This is a genomic window from Streptomyces sp. NPDC088732 (assembly GCF_044751205.1).
Lineage (GTDB): Bacteria > Actinomycetota > Actinomycetes > Streptomycetales > Streptomycetaceae > Actinacidiphila.
The window spans coordinates 260,095-279,178 of the sequence record NZ_JBIVLI010000012.1; the positions used below are offsets into that span (position 1 = coordinate 260,095).

At 74.7% G+C, this 19,084-nt stretch carries 11 protein-coding genes; 8 read left to right on the top strand and 3 right to left on the bottom strand.

Translation table 11 applies throughout. The annotated features are described in order from the left end of the window. Window positions 1-72 precede the first annotated feature (72 nt). On the bottom strand, window positions 73-1,170 hold the full coding sequence (locus ACIP9H_RS22025; protein ID WP_401593734.1) for an aminoglycoside phosphotransferase family protein: 1,098 nt from the start codon (window positions 1,168-1,170) through the stop codon (window positions 73-75). Window positions 1,171-1,562: 392 nt separating this feature from the next. On the opposite strand from ACIP9H_RS22025, the gene ACIP9H_RS22030 reads away from it, so the two are divergent. Further along, window positions 1,563-3,035 (top strand): hypothetical protein, encoded by a 1,473-nt coding sequence (locus ACIP9H_RS22030; RefSeq protein ID WP_401593731.1) that lies wholly within the window; start codon window positions 1,563-1,565, stop codon window positions 3,033-3,035. A gap of 180 nt (window positions 3,036-3,215) precedes the next feature. On the opposite strand, the gene ACIP9H_RS22035 is transcribed toward ACIP9H_RS22030, so the two are convergent. Then, a complete protein-coding gene (locus ACIP9H_RS22035; RefSeq protein WP_401593729.1) occupies window positions 3,216-4,706 on the bottom strand; it encodes a PP2C family protein-serine/threonine phosphatase in 1,491 nt (496 codons plus the stop codon). 345 nt (window positions 4,707-5,051) lie between these two features. Here ACIP9H_RS22035 and ACIP9H_RS22040 point away from each other — a divergent pair, with 345 nt between their 5' ends. The 7 genes from ACIP9H_RS22040 to ACIP9H_RS22070 all read left to right on the top strand — a co-directional run bounded on the left by ACIP9H_RS22040 (window position 5,052) and on the right by ACIP9H_RS22070 (window position 17,805). After that, window positions 5,052-6,512 (top strand): HEAT repeat domain-containing protein, encoded by a 1,461-nt coding sequence (locus ACIP9H_RS22040; RefSeq protein ID WP_401593726.1) that lies wholly within the window; start codon window positions 5,052-5,054, stop codon window positions 6,510-6,512. A 464-nt stretch (window positions 6,513-6,976) separates the two neighbouring features. Continuing rightward, a complete protein-coding gene (locus ACIP9H_RS22045; RefSeq protein ID WP_401593723.1) occupies window positions 6,977-8,098 on the top strand; it encodes a glycosyltransferase family 4 protein in 1,122 nt (373 codons plus the stop codon). Further along, a complete protein-coding gene (locus tag ACIP9H_RS22050; RefSeq protein ID WP_401593720.1) occupies window positions 8,095-9,246 on the top strand; it encodes a glycosyltransferase in 1,152 nt (383 codons plus the stop codon). Before ACIP9H_RS22045 ends, ACIP9H_RS22050 begins: the two co-directional genes overlap by 4 nt. Further along, window positions 9,243-10,331, top strand: a complete 1,089-nt coding sequence (locus ACIP9H_RS22055; protein ID WP_401593718.1) for an SGNH/GDSL hydrolase family protein — start codon at window positions 9,243-9,245, stop codon at window positions 10,329-10,331. The genes ACIP9H_RS22050 and ACIP9H_RS22055 overlap by 4 nt, the downstream gene beginning before the upstream one ends. 205 nt (window positions 10,332-10,536) lie before the next feature. Next, window positions 10,537-12,057, top strand: a complete 1,521-nt coding sequence (locus tag ACIP9H_RS22060) for a hypothetical protein (protein WP_401593715.1) — start codon at window positions 10,537-10,539, stop codon at window positions 12,055-12,057. Window positions 12,058-12,136: 79 nt separating this feature from the next. Continuing rightward, window positions 12,137-13,018, top strand: a complete 882-nt coding sequence (locus ACIP9H_RS22065) for a hypothetical protein (protein ID WP_401593712.1) — start codon at window positions 12,137-12,139, stop codon at window positions 13,016-13,018. Window positions 13,019-13,104: 86 nt separating this feature from the next. Further along, entirely contained in the window at window positions 13,105-17,805 is a 4,701-nt protein-coding gene (locus ACIP9H_RS22070) for a hypothetical protein (protein WP_401960279.1), read from the top strand. A 28-nt stretch (window positions 17,806-17,833) separates the two neighbouring features. On the opposite strand, the gene ACIP9H_RS22075 is transcribed toward ACIP9H_RS22070, so the two are convergent. Then, window positions 17,834-18,817: an IS481 family transposase gene (locus ACIP9H_RS22075; protein WP_401960280.1), complete on the bottom strand. Its 984-nt coding sequence runs from the start codon at window positions 18,815-18,817 to the stop codon at window positions 17,834-17,836. Window positions 18,818-19,084 lie beyond the last annotated feature (267 nt).

Consider the following 19,084-nt stretch of genomic DNA (forward strand, 5'->3'; position numbering starts at 1 on the left):
CCGTGTGCCCCCGTCCCGCGATGGCACACAGCCACCGGGCGGGGGCGGAACGGCCCCGAACCGCCCCGCAGATCACCTCGTACCGACGGCGGCCCGTACGGCCCTCCGGGCGAGCCCGGCGTCGTCGTGCAGCCGGCGCAGCAGCAGCCGCTGCTCCTCACCGGCCTCCGCCGCGCCCGGACCGGCCGGGACGGTGCTGCGCATGGTGCGCTGCATGGCGGTCTCGTAGGTGCGGATCTCGCGCGTGATCACCAGCATGAGATTCACCAGGAACGCGTCACGCGCGATCGGTCCCGCGGCCTGCGCCATCTGGCTGATCTGACGCCGGGTCATCGGGTCGTCGCCCAGTATCATCCACAGCACCGCGAGGTCGTAGCCGGGCAGGTACCAGCCCGCGTGCTCCCAGTCGACCAGCACCGGGCCCGCCGGGGAGAGCAGCACGTTCGACAGCAGCGCGTCGCCGTGGTTGAACTGCCCCTGGACGTGGGCCAGGCCGTGCAGCATCTTCTGCAGGTCGCCCATGTCGCGGTCGGTGAGCAGCCCCAGCTCGTGGTAGCGGGACAGCCGGGCCGCGTAGTCGACGGGGGCGTCGAAGACACCGGCCGGCGGCCGCCACATGTTGAGGCGGGAGATCGCGCCGAGCGCCATCCGCACGTCGGCGCGCGGGGGCGCCTCGGAGGGGTGCCGCTGGAGGGCGGCGACGCGTCCGGGCATGCGCTCCAGGACCAGCGTGCAGCTCTCGGGGTCGGCGGCGATCAGCCGGGGCACCCGGACCGGCGGGCGGTGCCGCACGAACGCCCGGTACGCGGCGATCTCGTGCCGGTACCGCTCCACCCAGCCGGGGGAGTGGTCGAGCAGGCACTTGGCCACGGCGGGCGCCCGCCCGGAGGTGCCCACGAGCAGCACCGAGCGGCTGCTGCGGCGCAGCATCTGGACGGGGGTGAACTCAGGGGCGATGCGCTGCACAGAGGCGATGGCCGAGCGCAGCTGCGCGCCCTGTGGGCCGGTCAAGTCGAGCCTCCCGCTGAGCGGATGGGAGACACCGCCCGGGGCGCCCCGTCGGGGGGCGGGAAGCACGGGTCGCGGACGTACGGCGGTCCCTGTCCCGGCGAACCCCGGGAACTGAGTCGGCCGGGGCGGTGCGGACACGGAGGACGATGCTGAATACATGAGGGGGAGACAGATCCCTTCGTGTGCCAACGAGCTCTTGACGAGGTGGTGGGCCGGCGCGTGGGGCGGATCGGTTCCGGGCCGGGGCCGTTCCCGCATCCTGGGGAATGCGGGTCCGGGCCGGCGGTCCGTTCCTTCCACGCGCCGTGCCCCCTCGCGGACAAGTACGCACCGGCATCTCAAGGTGTTCAACGCTGATCGGCGTTTTTCGAAAGATGCTCGATTGCGACCGTTCGCGAGCCGGCGGGTGCCGGGCCGGGTGGCGCGTTCTTACTTGACCACTGATTGCGGGTGGCAGACCATCTGGCGAACCCTGGCGAACCCTGGCGAATGCTCGCGGCGGCCGTGACCGGCCATTAGTGTCAAGAGTGCCGAGGAACCTGGGGGCTTGAATGGACAAGGAAGCCAACACACGGCTCGCGGACCTGTTCGCACTCACCGGATGGTCCAAAGGGGAGCTCGCGCGATTGGTCAACCGGCAGGCGGCGGCCATGGGCCACCCGCAGCTGGCGACCGACACATCGCGCGTGCGCCGTTGGATCGAGACCGGGGAATCCCCGCGCGAACCCGTCCCGAGCGTGCTGGCCGCACTGTTCACCGAGCGCCTCGGCCGTGTCGTAACCATCGAGGATCTCGGGTTCGGCCGGCACCGGCGTACGGGAAAGAAGGAGTCCGTCAGCGCCGACGGACTGCCCTGGCCACCGGAGCGAACAGCCGCGGTCCTCACCGAATTCACGGGAATGGACCTCATGCTCAACCGACGCGGTCTGGTGGGCGCGGGCGCCGCGCTCGCCGCGGGCTCCGCAATCAGCAACGCCATGTACGACTGGCTCCACACCGATCCGGCGCCCGGCGCCGGAGCACGGACCAGCGGTGACCCCTTCGCCGCCGACGCCGCCTCCTACGACCGGTACGAGGCGGCCCCCATCGGCTCCCAGGAGATCGAGGCGCTGGAGCGCTCGGTCGAGGTGTTCCGCGCCTGGGACGCGGCCCGCGGCGGCGGGCTGCAGCGCAAGGCGGTCGTGGGCCAGCTCAACGAGGTGGGCGGCATGCTCGCCTACCACCACCCCACGCACCTCACACGCCGCTTGTGGGGCGTGGCCGCCAACCTGGCGGTGCTGGCCGGGTGGATGTCGCACGACGTGGGCCTGGAGCCCACCGCCCAGAAGTACTTCGTGATCGCGGCGCACGCCGCCCGCGAGGGGGGCGACCGGCCGCGGGCCGGCGAGGCGCTGTCCCGTGCCGCCCGGCAGATGGTGCACCTGGGCCGTCCCGACGACGCGCTGGACCTGATGAAGCTGGCGCAGTCGGGCTCGGGGGAGCAGACCCTGCCCCGCACCCGCGCCATGCTCTGCACCATCGAGGCCTGGGCGCAGGCGTCCATGGGCCGGGGCCAGGCGATGCGCCGCACCCTCGGCGAGGCGGAGGACCTGTTCGCCTCCGACCGGGGCGACGTCCCGCCGCCCAGCTGGATGCAGATGTTCGACGAGGCCGACCTGCACGGCATGCAGGCGCTCGCGTACCGCACGCTCGCCGAGTACGAGCCGCTCGCGGCCCGGCAGGCGCAGCTGCACGCGGGCCGGGCACTGGAGTTGCGCGGCAAGGGCCGGGAGCGCTCCAACATCTTCGACTACATCTCGCTCGCCTCGGCCTGCTTCATCGCCGACGACCCGGAGCAGGCGGACCGTTACGCACGGCTCGCACTGCTCACCATCCAGCAGAACTCCTCGGTGCGCACCTGGGACCGGCTGCGGGAGATGTACCGGCTCACGGCGCGCTACGCCGACTTCACCAAGATCCAGGATCTGCGCGAGGAGATCGAGAACTCACTGCCCACCCCGAAGCGCCGTGGCACCGCCATCTGATCAGGCCGTGCCGCCCGCACCGTCCGACCGGGTGCCCCGCACCGGGACCAGCCGACTCGACGCCGAACGAGCCGGCTCTCCCGAGCGCTTCGGACATCCCTGAGGAACGGGCCGCAGGGCCATGTGAGGTGGAAGCGGTGACGCATACCGTGACCGTCCGCTGCCGCACGGCCGCGTCGGTCAGTGGAACTTGGCGATGAGCACGCAGGCGTCGTCCTCGCGCTCGGGGGCGCCGAGTTCCTCCACCACGATCCGCACGCACTCCTGAGGAGTACGGGCCCGGGCGAACCTCGGGCCGAGCTCCAGCAGCCGGCGCACCCCGACGGGGACGTCCGTGGCCGACCCGCGACCCGGGCGGCGCGGCGTGAGCCCGTCGGTGTGCAGCACCAGCACATCGCCGGGCATCACCCGCAGGCTCGCCTGGCCGTACTGCGCGCCCGCGGTGGCGCCGAGGAGCACACCCTCCGGCGCCTCCAACTGCCGCCCCGTCCCGTCGCGGAAGAGCAACGGGGCGGGGTGGCCCGCCTGCGACCACAGCAGGCTGCGGTCGGCGGGGTCGTAGCGGCAGCACAGCGCGCTGCCCAGGGCGGGCTGGGCGGAGCTGTCCAGCATCTGGTTGAGCCACCCCATCAGCGGGCCGGGCTCCAGGCCGGCCACGGCCATGCCGCGCAGCGCACCGAGCAGCATCGCCATACCGGACGTCGCGGACACCCCGTGCCCGGTGAGATCGCCGACGGTCAGCAGCGCGGAGCCGTTGGGCAGTTGCAGCGCGTCGTACCAGTCGCCGCCGATGAGGGCGCTGGTCGCGGAGGGCAGATAGTGCGCGGCCAGGTCGACCGCGGGCGGGCCGCCGTCCTGCGGGAACCGCAGGGAGCCGCGCCACGGCGGCAGCACGGCCTCTTGAAGCTCGACCGCCAGCCGGTGCTCGGTCCGCGCGATCTGCCGCTCGCGCTGCAGCGAGTCACGGGTCTCCCGCAGCGTCCGCTGGCTGCGGCGCAGTTCACTGACGTCGCGGAGCACCGCCCACATCGAGGCGGTGGCGCCGGCGGCGTCGAGCACCGGCTCGCCCACCATGTGCACGGTGCGCACCGCGCCGTCCGGGCGGACGATGCGGAACTCGCAGTCGATCGGCCGGGCGTCCACCAGGCAGCCGGTGACGGCGGCGCTGAGGACCGCCTGGTCCTCGGCGAAGAGGAAGGTGGGCAGCTCGTCCAGGGTGAGCGGACCTTCGTGCCGCCCGCGCCCGAAGATGCGGTACAGCTCCTCGGACCACTCGACACCGTCCGTGACCAGATCCCACTCCGCGCTGCCGGCCCGGCCGAGGGCCTGCACGGCGGCGCGCCCGGGAGCGGGGACGGAGAGGAAGGTCTCGGGTGGCGCGGCGGCCGCGGCGCCGGGCTCCGTGCCGGGTCCGGCCGCGGCGTCGGAGCCGGATTCGGGGAACCCCTCGCGGAGCTGGCCGAGGTGCTCGCCGAGGTCGTCCAGCTGGTGGACGGCCAGGTCGCACAGCGCGCGCTGCCAGCGCTGACGCGGGTCCTCCGTGTCGTCGGCCGCGTCGCGGCGCACCGCGTCGACCTTGCCACGCAACTGACGTGCCTGGGAGATGAGCGCGTCCACGGCACCGGGCTCCGGTTGCGTGGTGGCACGATCCTCATGCAGATGGGGCGGCATGACGCTCTCCGAACATGTCTCCGATGCGGACGCCGGCCGAACTGGGGCCGTACGGATGGTCCGGTCACGACTGTTGCACAAGGCGTGAGGGCCCGTAAGGGTTTCGGCGATACCCGATCCGGTGGTGCTTCCGGCATATGCCGGGAGCCTTGCGGTCCGTGACGTGTTCACCCTCCGCGGAATCGCCCGGTCCGGGTAAGCTGCCGCCCGTCGACCGCGGGGGCCGCGCGGGCCGCCCCGGGCCTGGGTGAAGGGTTTGAACCCGGGACGATCTGCGAAGATACCTCGCAGCCGGCAACGGAAAATCCCGTTGCCAACCTACCCCCCGCACCGGATGCTGACCTCATGTTCGACCCCGACATAGCGCCCAGCGGTACCCTTCTCGGCCTCCTCCAGCGAGGACGCGGAGACGGGACCCTGCATGCCCTCGCGGCGCAGCGAGCCGACGCGCTCGCCGCGCTGGAGCAGTGCGTCCTGCGCGACCCCCGCCACGACTGGCGCGTGGAGTCGCGCTCCCTTTATTACGCGCGCCTGTACTCCGAGCTCGAGGGTCCGCTCGACGGCATCGAACAGCATCTTTTCGCCCCGGAAGACCTCGTCGGGGCCGACGGGACCGACGCGACCGTCGGGACCGGCACTCCCGACGAGCACCGCTGCGGCCTCGCCCTGTCCGTGCTCGGCCACCTCGCCGGCTACGGCCGCCGCGACGCCGTGCTGCTGCTCCGCCGCTACGCCGCCTCCGGCGGCAACTGGGAATGGGCCCTGGACGAGCTCGCGGTGCGTGACGACGACGAGGCGCTGCGGGCGCTCGGCCCCGCCGTCCTCGCCCGCTTCCCGCGCACCCCCGAGGGGGACGCGCGACTGGCCGCCGCGCTGCGCGAGGCGTACGAGCCGCGGCCGTGGCGGCTGTGGGCCGAGGACGCGGACCCCGAGGTCTCGGAACGCGTGCGCAAGGCCTCGGAGCAGACCGCCTTCGACCGATGGCAGCGCCAGCTGCGGCCGGCCGGCCCCACCCCGGGGTGGAGCGTGCGCGCCGTGCTCGACTGGGCCGAGGAGGGCCTGGCCGAGAACCCGCCGCAACACCGCGACGCGCCCGCCGCCCGCTGTCTCGCCGCCGTCGCGGGACCCGAGGACCGCGACGAACTCCTCGAAGCCGCCCGCAGCGGTCCCGACGCGGCCCGCGCCGCCGCCCTCAGGCATCTCGCCGACCGCCAGGACCGCGCCGCTCTCGATCTCGTCGAGGCGGCCGCCGCCGGACCCTCCGAGATCGTCGCCCGCGCCGCGCTCGAGTCGTTCGCCCGCATGCGCAGCGTCGCCGCCGTCACCCGCGCCCGCGCCTGGTCCGCCCGTGAGGACGCGCTCGGTGCCGCCGCCGCCCGGATGCTCGCCTGCCGCGGCGGCGCGGAGGACGCCGACCGCGTCCTCGGCGCTCTGCGCCGCCTCGTCCAGCACGAGGGGGCCGACGCCGACGGACTGGCCGAACTCGTCGAGGGCACCGGCCGCTTGAGGATCGACTGCGCCGCCCCCGTACTGCGCCACATCTACCGCGAGACCTCCTCCTCCCAGCTGCGCGGCGTCGCCGCCCACGCCCTCGCGTCCACCGACCCCTGCTTCGGCGCCGGCCTGGCCGTCGAGTGCCTCTGGGACTGCGAGGAGACCACCCGCGAACTCGCCGCGCGTGCGGCCACCACCGCGGACGTCCGCGTGCTCGCCCAGCTCCGCCGGCTCGCCGCCGACCCGGCGGAGGAGGCGGAGGTCCAGACCGCCGTCCGCGGCCGCCTCAGCTCGGGCGAACCCGCCCGCTGACAGGCTCCCTGGGGCGCGGCCCCGGGGGTGAGCGCCGTCCTTCGTCGCGGACGGCCCGGCGACCGGCTGCGAGCAGTCCGCCCGCGAACTCGCCGCGCGTGCGGCTCGCCCAGCTCCGCCGGCTCGCCGCCGACCCGGCGGAGGAGGCGGAGGTCCGGACGGCCGTCGCCTTGTCGCGGACGGCCCGGCAACGGACGTGGCATGCACCGGTTTTCGGACACATTCGCGAGGTGCGGGAACTCGCCGGGAACCGGCGGCGTTCTCCCAGCACGGACGGCACTCGCACCGCCGCATGACAGCCGCAGGACGGCACCTTTCGGGGCAGTCGATCAATTGGGCCCGGTTCGCCCGGGGACCGGCGCTTCGGGCGGAAGGCCCAGTGAGGGGCCAACGCTCACGGCCCGTTCCCCAAGGTGAAAGATCCACGTGGCCGGGAACACGCCCAGAGAGCCGACAACGTCCGTATGCGAGTAGCCATCGTCACCGAGTCCTTCCCTCCCGACGTCAACGGAGTGGCCCACTGCGCCCTGCGTACGGCCGAGCACCTGGTCCGCAAGGGCCATGAACCGCTGGTGATCGCGCCAGCAGGACCGCACGACGTACCACCCGGGGACGACCCGTGTCCCGTCGTCCGGGTGCCGTCGCTGCCGCTGCCCGGCTACCCGCAGGTCCGGGTGGCGCTGCCGAGCCGCCGGACCGCCGCGGCGATCGCCGCGCACCGCGCGGAACTGGTCCACCTGGCCAGCCCGTTCATCCTGGGCGTGCGCGGCATGGCCGCCGCCACCCGGCAGCACCTCCCGGCCGTGGCGGTCTACCAGACGGACCTGGCGGGCTACGCGCGCACGTACCTGAGCCTCGGCGAGAGCACCGCGTGGCGCCGCATCCGCGCCGTGCACTCCGCCGCGGACCGCACGCTGGCGCCGTCGAGCGCGTCGCTGCGCGACCTGGAGGAGCACGGGGTGCCGCGGGTCCACCTGTGGCCGCGCGGTGTGGACTCCTCGCGCTTCGACCCCGGGCACCGCGACGAGGAGCTGCGCCGTGAGCTCGCCCCGAACGGCGAGGTGCTGGTGGGCTACATCGGCCGCCTCGCCCAGGAGAAGCACGTGGAGCTGCTCGCCGGCGCGTGCCGGCTGCCCGGCGTGAAGGTGATCGTCGTCGGCGACGGGCCGAGCGCCCCGAGCCTGCGCGAGGCACTGCCCGGCGCGGTCTTCCTCGGCCGGCGCACCGGCCACGACCTGGCGCGCATCTACGCGTCGCTGGACGTCTTCGCCCACACCGGCCCGTTCGAGACCTTCTGCCAGACGGTGCAGGAGGCCATGGCATCCGGCCTGCCGGTCGTCGCCCCCGCCGTGGGCGGTCCGCTGGACCTGGTGACGCACGGCCGCACGGGCCTGCTCGTGCCGCCCCGCGACATGGACGCGCTCACCGAGGCCGTACGGGCGCTCGCCTCCGCGCCCGCGATGCGCGACCAGTTCGGCGCCGCCGGCCGGGCCGACGTCGCCGCCCGCACCTGGGAGGCCGTCGGAGACCTGCTGCTCGACCACTACGCCCAGGTGATCGACGCCCGTGCGGCGGTGGCCGCGTGAACCGCCCCCTGCGCATCGTCCGGCTGGCCAACTTCGTCACCCCCACCTCGGGCGGCCTGCGCACCGCGCTGCGCCACCTCGGCGAGGGCTACGTCGCCGCCGGCCACGAATCCGTCCTGATCGTCCCCGGGGCCACCGGCTCCGACGAGATGACCTCCCAGGGCCGCGTCATCACCCTCCCCGGCCCGCTCGTCGCCGGCACCGGCGGCTACCGCGTGCTGACCGGACGGCCGCGCCTGGAGCAGCTCCTGGACTCGCTGCGCCCGGACCGCCTGGAGGTCTCCGACCGTACGACGCTGCGCTGGACCGGCGAGTGGGCCCGCCGCCGCCGGGTGCGCGCCGTCATGGTGAGCCACGAGAGCGTCGACGGTGTTCTGCGCACCTGGGGCATGCCCAGCGCCATGGCACAGAACGCCGCCGACCGCATCAACCGGCGCAGCGCGCACCACTACTCGCGCATCGTGTGCACGACGGGCTGGGCCGCCGCCGAGTTCGAGCGGATCGGCGCCCGCAATGTGGTGCGCGCACCGCTCGGCGTCGACCTGGAGAACTGCCACCCCTCGCACCACGACCCGGAGTTGCGGGCCCGGTACGCGGGCGGTGCGGAGATCCTGATGGTGATGTGCTCGCGGCTGTCGCCGGAGAAGCGTCCCGGCCGCGCGCTGGAGGCGCTGGCGTACATGCGCCGCCAGGGCATCGACGCGGTGCTCGTCGTCGCCGGCGAGGGCCCGATGCGGGAACGGCTGGAGGCGCGCGCCCGCGAGGCCCGGCTGCCGGTCTCCTTCCTCGGGCACGTCTCGGGCCGGCACTCGCTGTCCGCGCTCCAGGCCACCGCCGACGTGGTCCTGGCGCCCGGCCCCGTGGAGACCTTCGGGCTGTCCGCCCTGGAGGCCCTGGCCTGCGGCACCCCGGTCGTCGCCAGCGCCCTGTCCGCGCTGCCCGACATCCTCGGCCCGGCCGGTGCCGCCGCCACGGACGACGGCCCCGCCTTCGCCGACGCGGTCAGCCACCTGCTGTCCCGGCCCGAGCACATCCGGCGCGCCGTCGCCCGTGCCCAGGCCGAGCGGTACGGCTGGCCCACTGCGGTCAACGCCTTCCTCGCCGCCCACGACGCCGCTCCGGTGTACAGCCCGGAGGTCGCGACATGACCGCGGCGGGCACCGACACACCGGTCGCCGCCGAGCTGCCCGGACCCGCGGCCCCCGTGGCCGCTGTGGCGTCCGTGACGGCCGCGCCGGTCGCACAGACAGTGCAGGTAGTGCCGGTCGCTCCGGTCGCTCCGGTCGTCCCGGCGGCCCTGCCGGTCACGCCTGCCGTCCCGGCCGACCCCGTCGCGCCGCCCGCGCGGACGTCCGTACCGTCCATGGTGTCGAAGCTCGGCACACGCGAGGTGCGTTTCGTCGCGCTCGGCGACTCCCTCACCGCCGGGCTCGGCGACCCCGTCCCCGGTGGATGGCGCGGCTGGGCCGCGCTGCTGGCCACGAGTCTCGCGGCGGAGCCCTCGGACGTACGGATGATCAACTGCTCGCGCAGCGGCGCCCTCACCAAGGACGTCGCCGAGGAGCAGCTGAAGGAGGCGCTCAGCCACCGTCCGCACATCGCGTCCGTGGTGGTCGGCGCCAACGACACCCTCCGCGGCTCCTTCGACATCGGCACCGTCGCCCGGCGGCTCGACGTGGTCGTGAGCCAACTGCGCGCCCACGGCGCGGTCGTGCTCACCGCCTGCCTGCCCGATCCCGGCCGCATGCTGGGGCTGCCGTGGCCGCTGGCCCGCCCGCTGGGGCGGCGCATGGCCGAACTGAACGCGGTCGTGCACGCCCTGTCGGAGCGGTACGGAGCGGTGCATCTGCACGCCGCCCGCCACTCGTGGGTCGCCGACCGCACGTCGTGGAGCGCGGACAAGCTGCACCCCAGTGAGCTCGGACACCGCCTGCTGGCCCGCGAGTTCCACAAACTGCTGGTCGCGGAGGGACTGCCGGTCGGCGAGCCGCCGTCCACGGTCCCCGGGGGTCCCGGGCCCAGCACCGCGGCGAGCGTGCTGTGGATGGCCACCAAAGGCACGCGCTGGGTGGTGGCCCGCTGCACGGACCTGCTGCCCGACCTCATGCGGCTGGCCGGCCAGGAGGCCCGGCACCGCCTCGCGGGCACCGACGGCCTGCTGGACGTGCGGTCCCGGCACGCCACCGAGCTGGCGCTCGCACGCCTTTCGGGCGTGACGCCGACGACGACGTGACCCGGGACCGCGCCCCCGTCCGGGTGGGCGCGGGCCGGTCCGCGGGCTCCCGCGGCGAGCACGAGAGGCGCGGCCACGGGGAGGGACGGGGGGAGACCACGGGGACGGGGTGAGGAGCACAGGGGACAAGGCGGACGGCAGCGGGACGGACCGGCCGGACCGCGTCGTTTCGGCCGATGTCGGTGGGACCGCCTAGTCTGTCGTCGTGACCACCACCGTTCCGCACCAGTTCAGCGGCGGTGTCCGGCCCGCGCCGGGACCCGCCGCCGACGAGGGCCTGGCCCGTCGGCTCAAGGCCCTGGCCTGCACCGCGCCGCTGCACGATCTCGACGTCCGCAAGGCCAACCTCGCGGGCGAGTACTCGGTGTACGCGATGGCGGAGGTCGCCCTGGCCGCCATCGACCTGGTCACCCTCAACATGGACTTCGACACCGGGGCCGACCACGACCAGATAATCTCCCGGCTGCTGCCCCGCGTCGCCGCCCAGGCACCCGGCCGTTCCGCCGCCGAGCACGAGCGGGTGGCCCGCTGGGTGCTGGAGAACCTGATCAACGTCGGCAGCGTCGACCGCGGTTTCCGTGCCGTTTACGGCACTTTCGCCCCCGACGGGGTCTATGTCCGCAGGGATTACGACTTCAAGCTCGTCGAGGAGGTACCCGGCCGCGACGGCACGGTCTACCTGCGCACCACGGACGAGGCCGTCAACGTCCTTGTCGGCGCCCTCGACACCGACGTCACCAGCGCCCAGATCGCCGCCGAGGTCAAGCTCGAGGTGCTGGTCAACCGCGGCCGCCTCGCCGACGCCCAGCTCGCCGCCGAGCAGGCCCGCTACCGCACGGTGCAGTACGCCGAATCGCTGCGCCGTGCCCTGGACGCCACCCGGCGCAACGTCCGCGCCGTCGACTGGCTGCGCACCGTGCCCGACATGATCGACGAGGCGCTGGCCCACGTCGCCGACCGCTACCGGCACGAGAACGCGATCCTCACCAACATCCGCAAGGCCCGCGACGAGGCCGAGGACCCGGAGAACAAGCGCCGCGCCGCCGAACTCGTCGACATCGTCAAGGACTGCATCCGCCGCCACACCCAGCTCCAGTCACGGCTGCTGGAGGCCGGCCCCATCTTCCGCGCCGAGCAGGACCGCCAGGCCTTCGCCGCCCCGCGCGGCAGCGCCCTCGTCGGAGTGCTCGACCTGTACGGGCAGCTGGTCGCCCCCGTCCTCCCGCTCCCCGTGGAACGGGCGCTGCGCGTCACGGACGCCTGGTTCGCCCGGGGCACCGGCTTCCGCACGGCGTCCTGCGTGCGCGTCACCGACCTCGTGGACGCGCTGCTCACCCCGCCGCTGGAACGTGAGCACCTGGGCGCCGAGATGCCCGAGCCCGACCTCATCGCCACCCCGGACGACAGCCGCTTCAGCGACGAGCAGCTGGAGTCCGCCCTCGATCTGCTCGACCTGCCGCACGACGCCCCGCGCCGGCTGTCCGGCCTGCTGGCCGAGGCCCGCCGCCGCGATCCCGAACTGCCCTATCTGGTCGCCCTGCTGGCCGTGCACGCCGCCAGCCCGCCGGTCGGTACCGCCTACCGCCAGGGCGAGGAGCGCCTGCTGTTCGCCGTCGACGACGGCACGCGGCTGGAGGACCCCGAGTTCGGCGGCGCCGACCTCATCGTCGGCACCGCCCGGCTGGACGCGGCCGGGATGGCGGCGGACCGCTCGGAGGTGGCGTGACGACCGGCATCCCCCCGCGCCGCACCGGCGCCCGAACGACCGCACACCGCACCACCGTCCGTCCCCAGGAGACCACCCCGTGAGCGACCACCGCGAAGGCGAGAGCGCGCCCCAGCCCGCACCCTCCGCCGGCACGGCGGGCGTCACCCCCGCCGACGCCGCGGACGCCGCCCGCCTGGTGGCCTTCGGGCTCCAGCCGAAGCTGCTGCCCGCCCGCGACGCCGAGTACGCCGAGCTGATCCGCCGCTACCGCGAGGACCCTTCCTTCGCCCGGCTCGCCGACGCCGTCGCCACCGGGCTCGGTCTCGTCGTGCTCGAGGTATCGCCCCGCGCGGGCATGGCGATGGCCGCCGGTGAGGACTCGGTCTTCGCCGTCCGCATAGGGGACTACTCGCGCCGAGCCGCGTCCGACGCCGGGGACCGCTTCCTGCACGGCCTGGCCCATCTGGCCACCGCCGCCATGGCGTTCCCCCGTCCGGAGGACCTGGCCGACGACGCCTACATCGGCCGGGTCACCGTCAACGGCATCGACGGCTTCCTGCGCCAGGCCTGCCGCCGGCTGGAGCAGCGCGCCGAGGAGCTCGGCGAGAACACCGACCCGGCCAGCGACGCCCCCGGCCTGGAGGCCGCCTGGCGCGTCTATGTGCGCCGCAGCTCGACCGGCGCGACCAAGGACGCCCGCCGGCTCGCCGGTTCCACGACCGGCATCGTCGGCAAGGCGGTGGCGTTCCTCGTCGACTCCGGCTTCCTGCAGCGCACGGGCGACGAGTCCGGCGGCACCTTCCGCACGACCGCCCGCTACCAGTTGCAGGTCCGCGACATGGCCGGGAGCGCGGCGATGGCGGAGCTCCTGGACCTGGGCATCGTCCCGGTGGCCGACGGCTCCGCCGCGCTGCTGCCGCCCGAGGACGACGAGGACCTGGACCTCGTCGCCGGTGCGGGCCTGCCCTTCCACTCCTGAGCCCCGCCCCCGACCCCGCCCTGTCCCGCACACCGACCCCCGTCGCCCCCGTCCCCGATCCCTGACCACCACCACGAGAGTCCGCCATGTACGAGCTGTCCCGGGTCCGCCTCTACTCGATCGGGCCTGCCGGCGCACGCTACGCCGACACCGTGCTGGATCTGCGCGGCGTGGGCGAGCCCGTGCCCCAGCCCGCCCCCGCCCAGGCGGAGTTCTTCGAGGAGGAGCCGGCCGGGCCGCCTCGCCGACCGGCGCCCGCGGGCGTGCTCTTCCTGGAGAACGGCGGCGGCAAGTCGGTCCTGCTGAAGCTGATCTTCTCGGTCATGCTGCCGGGCCACCGCAACACCCTGGGCGGCGCCAGCTCGGGCGTGCTCCGCAAGTTCCTGCTCGCGGACGACTGCGGGCATGTCGCGCTGGAGTGGCAGCACACCGTCACCGGCGAACTGGTCGTGGTCGGCAAGGTCAGCGAGTGGCGGGGCCGCCAGGTCTCCTCCGACCCGCGGCGGTTCGCCGAGGCCTGGTACTCCTTCCGCCCCGGTCCCGGTCTGAGCCTGGACTCGCTGCCCTTCGCCGAGTCCACCGCGGTGCGGCCGTCCGCCGAGGGCACCTCGGGTGCCCGGGGCCGCCGCCGGACGATGAAGGGCTTCCGCGACGCCCTCACCGACGCCGGCCGCTTCTACCCGCACCTGGACGTGGTGTGGGAGGAGATCCACGACCGCTGGAACGAGCACCTGGGGCTGCTCGGCCTCGACCCGGAACTCTTCCGCTACCAGCGGGAGATGAACGCGGACGAGGGCGAGGCGGCCGGTCTGTTCGCGGTCAAGAAGGACTCCGACTTCACCGATCTGCTGCTGCGGGCCGTCACCGACACCCGCGACACCGACGGGCTCGCCGACCTCGTGCACGGCTTCGCCGGGAAGCTCGGCCGCCGCGCCGAACTCACCGCGGAACGCGACTTCACCGCGGGTTCCCTGGAACTCCTCGGCCGCATCGTGGACGCCGCGGCCGCCCGCGACCGGGCCCGCGCCGTGCACGCCCAGTCCGAGCGCCGTACGCGGAGCCTGGCCCGGCGGCTGTCGGCCCGCGCCCACGAGGAACGCGGCCGGGCCGCCGACCTCGCCCAGGAGACGGCCCAGGCCGCGCACACCGTCACCGACGCCGACGCCGCCCGGGGCCGCGGCTCCCTGATCGCCGCCGAACTCGCCTACCGGCACGCCTCGCTGGCGCTCGCCGTCGGCGAGAAGAGCGCCGCGGCACTGCGCCGTGAACTGGGCGACGCCCGCACGCTCCAGTCCGCCTGGCAGGCCGCCGAGATCGTGCTGCGGCACCGCGCCGCCGCCGACCGCCTCGCACGCGTCACCGCCGCCATCCGCGAGGCCGAACGCGACGCCGCGCCCGCGCTCGCCGCCCGGACCAAGGCCGCGGGCGACCTGGTGCGGGCCCTGCACGCGGCCGCCGACACCGCCGACGAGCGCGCCGACGCGGAGGAGGAGCGGTCCGCGGAGTTGCAGGCGCGCTCCGAGGCGGCGCATCGCGACGCCACCGACGCGGCGACCGCCGCCCAGCGTGCCCGCAGCGAGTCCGGTCACCTGGCGCAGCGCCTCGCCGAGGTGGAGCAGGAGACGACCGAGGCAGTCCGTGCCGGATGGCTCGACGACTCCGCCCCCGACGCCGACCCGGCGCGCGCCGCGCTGGAGGCCTCCGACGCCGAGAAGGCCGCCGCGGGCGCCGCCGAGGCGGCCCGTGAGGCCGCTCGCCGTACCGGGGACCTCGCCCGGGTGGCCGCCGCCGCGGAGTCCCGTGCCGAACTCGCCGCCGCCCGCGCCGCGGACGCCCTCGCGGCCGCCGAGACGGCCCTCGCCGCCGAGACGCGGGTCGCCGACGCCCTGGCCGCCGAGCCGCGTCTCGTGGAACTGCTGAGCCTGCCGCCGGCCGCGGACGGCGGCCGTTCCGCCGGTGAACCGGCCGCCGCGATCCCCTCGCAGGCCACCGGCGCACGCCGCCCCGCCCCGGAGGACTCCGTACCGCGCGACCCCGCGGACGGCCCGCTGAGCGCCGCCGAACTCGACGGCTTCGCCGAGTCGTTGCGGGAGATGCTGGAGGGCGCCGTCGCGTCCGCCGAGCGCCAGCTGTTCGACCTGCGCACCGCCGCCGCCGACGACGCCCGCATCCTGGCCGCCCTCGGCGACGGCGGTCTGCTGCCGCCCAGCGCGGACGTGCTGGCCACCGTCGAGTACCTGGGGGAGCACGGCATCCCCGCCCTCCCGGGCTGGCGCTACCTCGCCCAGGCCGTCGACCCGGTGGACCACGCCGCGGTGCTCGCCGCCCGGCCGGAGCTGGTGGACGGCGTCGTCGTCACGGACCCGGGCACCCACGCACGCGCCCGCGAGGTGCTGGGGCAGGCGGCACTGCTGCCCCGCTCCACGGTGGCGGTCGGCACCTCCGCCGCGCTCCTCGCGCCGCCCGCCCCCGCCGGTCCCGAGCCGGAGGTCTTCCTCGTGCCGCCCAACCCGGCGATGCACGACGAGCTGGCCGCCGACGGCGAGCGCCGGACGCTGCGCGCGCGGGCCGGCGCCCGCGAGGAGGACATCCGGGGCCTGGCCGCCCGGCTGGCCGAGGACCGTACCCTCGCCGCCCGGCTGTCGTCGTGGCGGGACGGCTGCCCGCCGGGCCGACTCGGCGAACTCGCCGAGTCGGTGGAGACCGCCCGGACGACCGCGGGGACCGCCCGCGACGACCTCACCGAGGCCCGCGGCCGGCGCGTGGAGGCCGACGAGGCCGCCGCCGAGGCGACCCGGCTGCGCGACGAGCGGCAGGAGGCGGCCCAGCTGGCCCGCCGCGCGGCCGACGCCCTGGCCGGCCTGGCGTTCCGGCTGCGCGAACGCGCCACCTGGCAGCGCCGGACCCGCGAACTGGCCGAGGACGCCGCCGAGGCGGAGACCCGCGCCGAGGCGTGCCTGCAGCGGGCCCGCGCCGCCGACGAGGACCGCCGCGCCGCCCAGCGCGCCGCGGACGACGCCCGCCGCACCGCCCGCGTCCTGCGCGCCGAGCGCGCCGAGATCACCGGCGCCCCCGACGAGGCGGCCGCGGACGGCGAACGGGACGCCGAGGGCCCGGCCGGGGCGCTGCCCGCGCTGCGCGAGGCGTACCGCGCGGCCTCGCAGCTGTACGAGAAGGTCGGCGTCGGCGCGGACCTGCGCGCGGAGCAGGCACGGGCCGAGAGCAGCGAGCAGTCGGCCCTCACCGAGCTGGAGCGCCTGAGCAACAAGGTCCGCACCCGCGCCGCCCAGTTGCTGGAGGGACCGGACGGCGCCGACGGCCCGTCCCGGCAGGCCGCCGCCGCCCGTGCCGAACAGCTCGTCGGCACCCTGGACTCGCGGGCCGCCACCGCCAGCGAACAACTGGGCCGGCTGCGCGGCGAGGCGGAGCGGCACGCCCCCGCGGACGGCGAGGCGCACACCGGGCTGCCCGGGGAACTGGAGCCCCGCGACGCCGAGCACGCCCAGGAACTGCTGCGCGGCGCCAACGTCGAACTCGCCGCGCGCACCGAGGCGCTGGAGGTGGCCCGTGCCGCCCACGGCGACCTCGTCCGCGCGCACCGCGGCGCCGAGGACGCGGCGAGTGGCTTCGACGAACTGGCCGCGCTCCTGCGCGACCTGCTCCGCGACGGCGACCGCTCGGCGGACGAGGAGGACGACGAGCCCGAGCCGTACTCCGGCTCCCTGGAGGAGGCCAGGATTGCCGCCGCCGAGGCTCGCCGCGGTCTGCGCGGCTGCGCCGCCGACCTGTCCGGCGCCGAGGCGCAGTTGCGCGAGGCGGGCGACGTCCTCGTACGGCACGCCAACGCGGCCCGCTACGAGCAGGTCAGGACCCCCGCCCGGCAGCAGATCCGGGAACTGCCGGCCTCGGCGCTGCCGGAGCACGCGGCGGCGTGGCACACGGCGTTCGAGCCGCGGCTGCGCGTACTGACCGACGAGCTGGAGCAGTTGGAGCGCAACCGCGACAGCATCGTGGACCGGCTGCGGGGCCTTGTGGAGTCCTCGCTGGCGACCCTGCGCTCCGCGCAGCGGCTGTCCCGGCTGCCGGAGGGCCTGGGGGAGTGGTCGGGGCAGGAGTTCCTGCGCATCCGCTTCGAGGACCCGGACCACGCCGTGCTGGGCGAGCGGCTCGGCGCGGTGATCGACGAGGCCACCCGCGCCGCCGTCCGCAAGAACTCCGATCTGCGGCGTGACGGGATGTCCCTGCTGCTGAGCGCGGTCGCCGCGGCGCTGGAGCCCAAGGGCGTGGCCGTGGAGATCCTCAAGCCGGACGCCGTGCTGCGCGCCGAGCGCGTGCCTGTCGGGCAGATGGGCGACGTCTTCTCCGGCGGCCAGCTGCTCACCGCGGCCATCGCGCTCTACTGCACCATGGCGGCCCTGCGGAGCAACGACCGCGGCCGCGACCGGCACCGGCACGCGGGCACGCTCTTCCTGGACAACCCCATCGGCCGCGCCAACGCCACGTACCTGCTGGAGTTGCAGCGCGCCGTCGCCGACGCGCTCGGGGTCCAGCTGATCTACACCACCGGCCTGTTCGACACCACCGCGCTCGCGGAGTTCCCGCTGGTGGTCCGGCTGCGCAATGACGCCGACCTGCGGGCGGGCCTGAAGTACATCAGCGTCGAGGAGCACCTGCGCCCCGGACTGCCGCAGCAGGACCCGGAGTCCGAGCCGGTGCACGGCGAGATCACCGCGACGCGGATGTTCCGCCGCCCCGCGGAGCAGCCCGCCGCGCAGGACGCAGGCTGACCGGGCCGGCGTTCGCCCGGGTCAGGGCCTAGGTGTATTGGCCCGGAGCGTTGTTGACGCGGCTGATCGGGGGCTTGCCTCCGAGTGCGGTGTGGCAGCGATGGTGGTTGTAGGTGTGGAGGAAGTCTGCCAGGGCTTTGGTGCGCTCTGCGTTTGAGGTGTAGGGCCGCAGGTAGGCCCAGTCGTCGAGCAGGGTGCGGTTGAAGCGTTCGACCTTGCCGTTCGTTTGTGGCCGGTAGGGCCGGATCTTCTTGTGCACGATGCCGGTGGCGGTGAGGTTCTGGGAGAAGAGCTTGGACTTGTAGCAGGCGCCGTTGTCGGTCAGGACCCGTTCGACGGTGATGCCGTGTGTCTGGAAGAACGCGTTCGCCCGTTGCCAGAAGGCGATGGCGGTGTGCTGGCCCTCGTCGGGCAGGACCTCGCTGTAGGCCAGGCGGGAGTGGTCGTCGACGGCGGAGTGGATGTAGCTGTAGCCGATCACCGGCTTGCAGTTCTGCCGCTGGTTGGTGGTGGCTTGCCGGTTCCGGTCCCCCGCGGTCCTGCCCACGGTGCGCCAGCCGCCCCCGTCCGGGATGTTGCCCAGCTTCTTGATGTCGACATGGACCAGCTCGCCCGGCCGGGTCCGTTCATAGCGGCGGATCGGCTCGCCGGTGGGTCGGTCCATCCAGGCCAGCCGGTGCATGCCGTGCCGGGTCAGGATCCGGTGCACCGTCGAGGCCGGCATCCCGAGAATCGGCCCGATCCGTGCCGGACCGAGCTTGCGAGTGGTCCGCAGGTGACAGACCCGGGCCTCCATAGCGGCCGGTGTGCGGTGCGGGACGGTGTGAGGCCTGCTCGTACGGTCGTACAGGCCGGCATCGCCCTCGGCCCGCCAGCGCCGGACCCACTTGTGAGCCGTTGCGCGCGATATACCCATCTCGGCCGCGACATGAGCGACCGGTCGGCCCGAGCAGACCCGTTCAACCAGCAGCCGCCTGCCGTGCACGGTCAGGCGGGCATTACGGTGGGACACGAAGACCTCCGGTGCGGTGCAGTCCTAGACAGCTCCACCACACCGGAGGTCTTCGCCGTGATCAAGACCCCGCAGATGTCAACAACGCTCGTGATCAATACACCTAGGGCGTGTTTCGAAAGTCTCGCCTGTCCCGCGACGCTCCCCCAGCTTCGCTGGGAGGTGCCCCCAGGCACGGCACCTCGCTGCGTTGTCGAATCGTCCGAGTAGCCCACTACGAGGACGACTCTCCGCCTTGCGATGCACCGCACCTGGGGGTACCCCCAG

Coding starts and splice junctions, on each gene's coding strand:
- ACIP9H_RS22025 (WP_401593734.1), bottom strand. CDS start 1,170: ATGTATTCAGCATCGTCCTCCGTGTCCGCACCGCCCCGGCCGACTCAG.
- ACIP9H_RS22030 (WP_401593731.1), top strand. CDS start 1,563: ATGGACAAGGAAGCCAACACACGGCTCGCGGACCTGTTCGCACTCACC.
- ACIP9H_RS22035 (WP_401593729.1), bottom strand. CDS start 4,706: ATGCCGCCCCATCTGCATGAGGATCGTGCCACCACGCAACCGGAGCCC.
- ACIP9H_RS22040 (WP_401593726.1), top strand. CDS start 5,052: ATGTTCGACCCCGACATAGCGCCCAGCGGTACCCTTCTCGGCCTCCTC.
- ACIP9H_RS22045 (WP_401593723.1), top strand. CDS start 6,977: ATGCGAGTAGCCATCGTCACCGAGTCCTTCCCTCCCGACGTCAACGGA.
- ACIP9H_RS22055 (WP_401593718.1), top strand. CDS start 9,243: ATGACCGCGGCGGGCACCGACACACCGGTCGCCGCCGAGCTGCCCGGA.
- ACIP9H_RS22070 (WP_401960279.1), top strand. CDS start 13,105: ATGTACGAGCTGTCCCGGGTCCGCCTCTACTCGATCGGGCCTGCCGGC.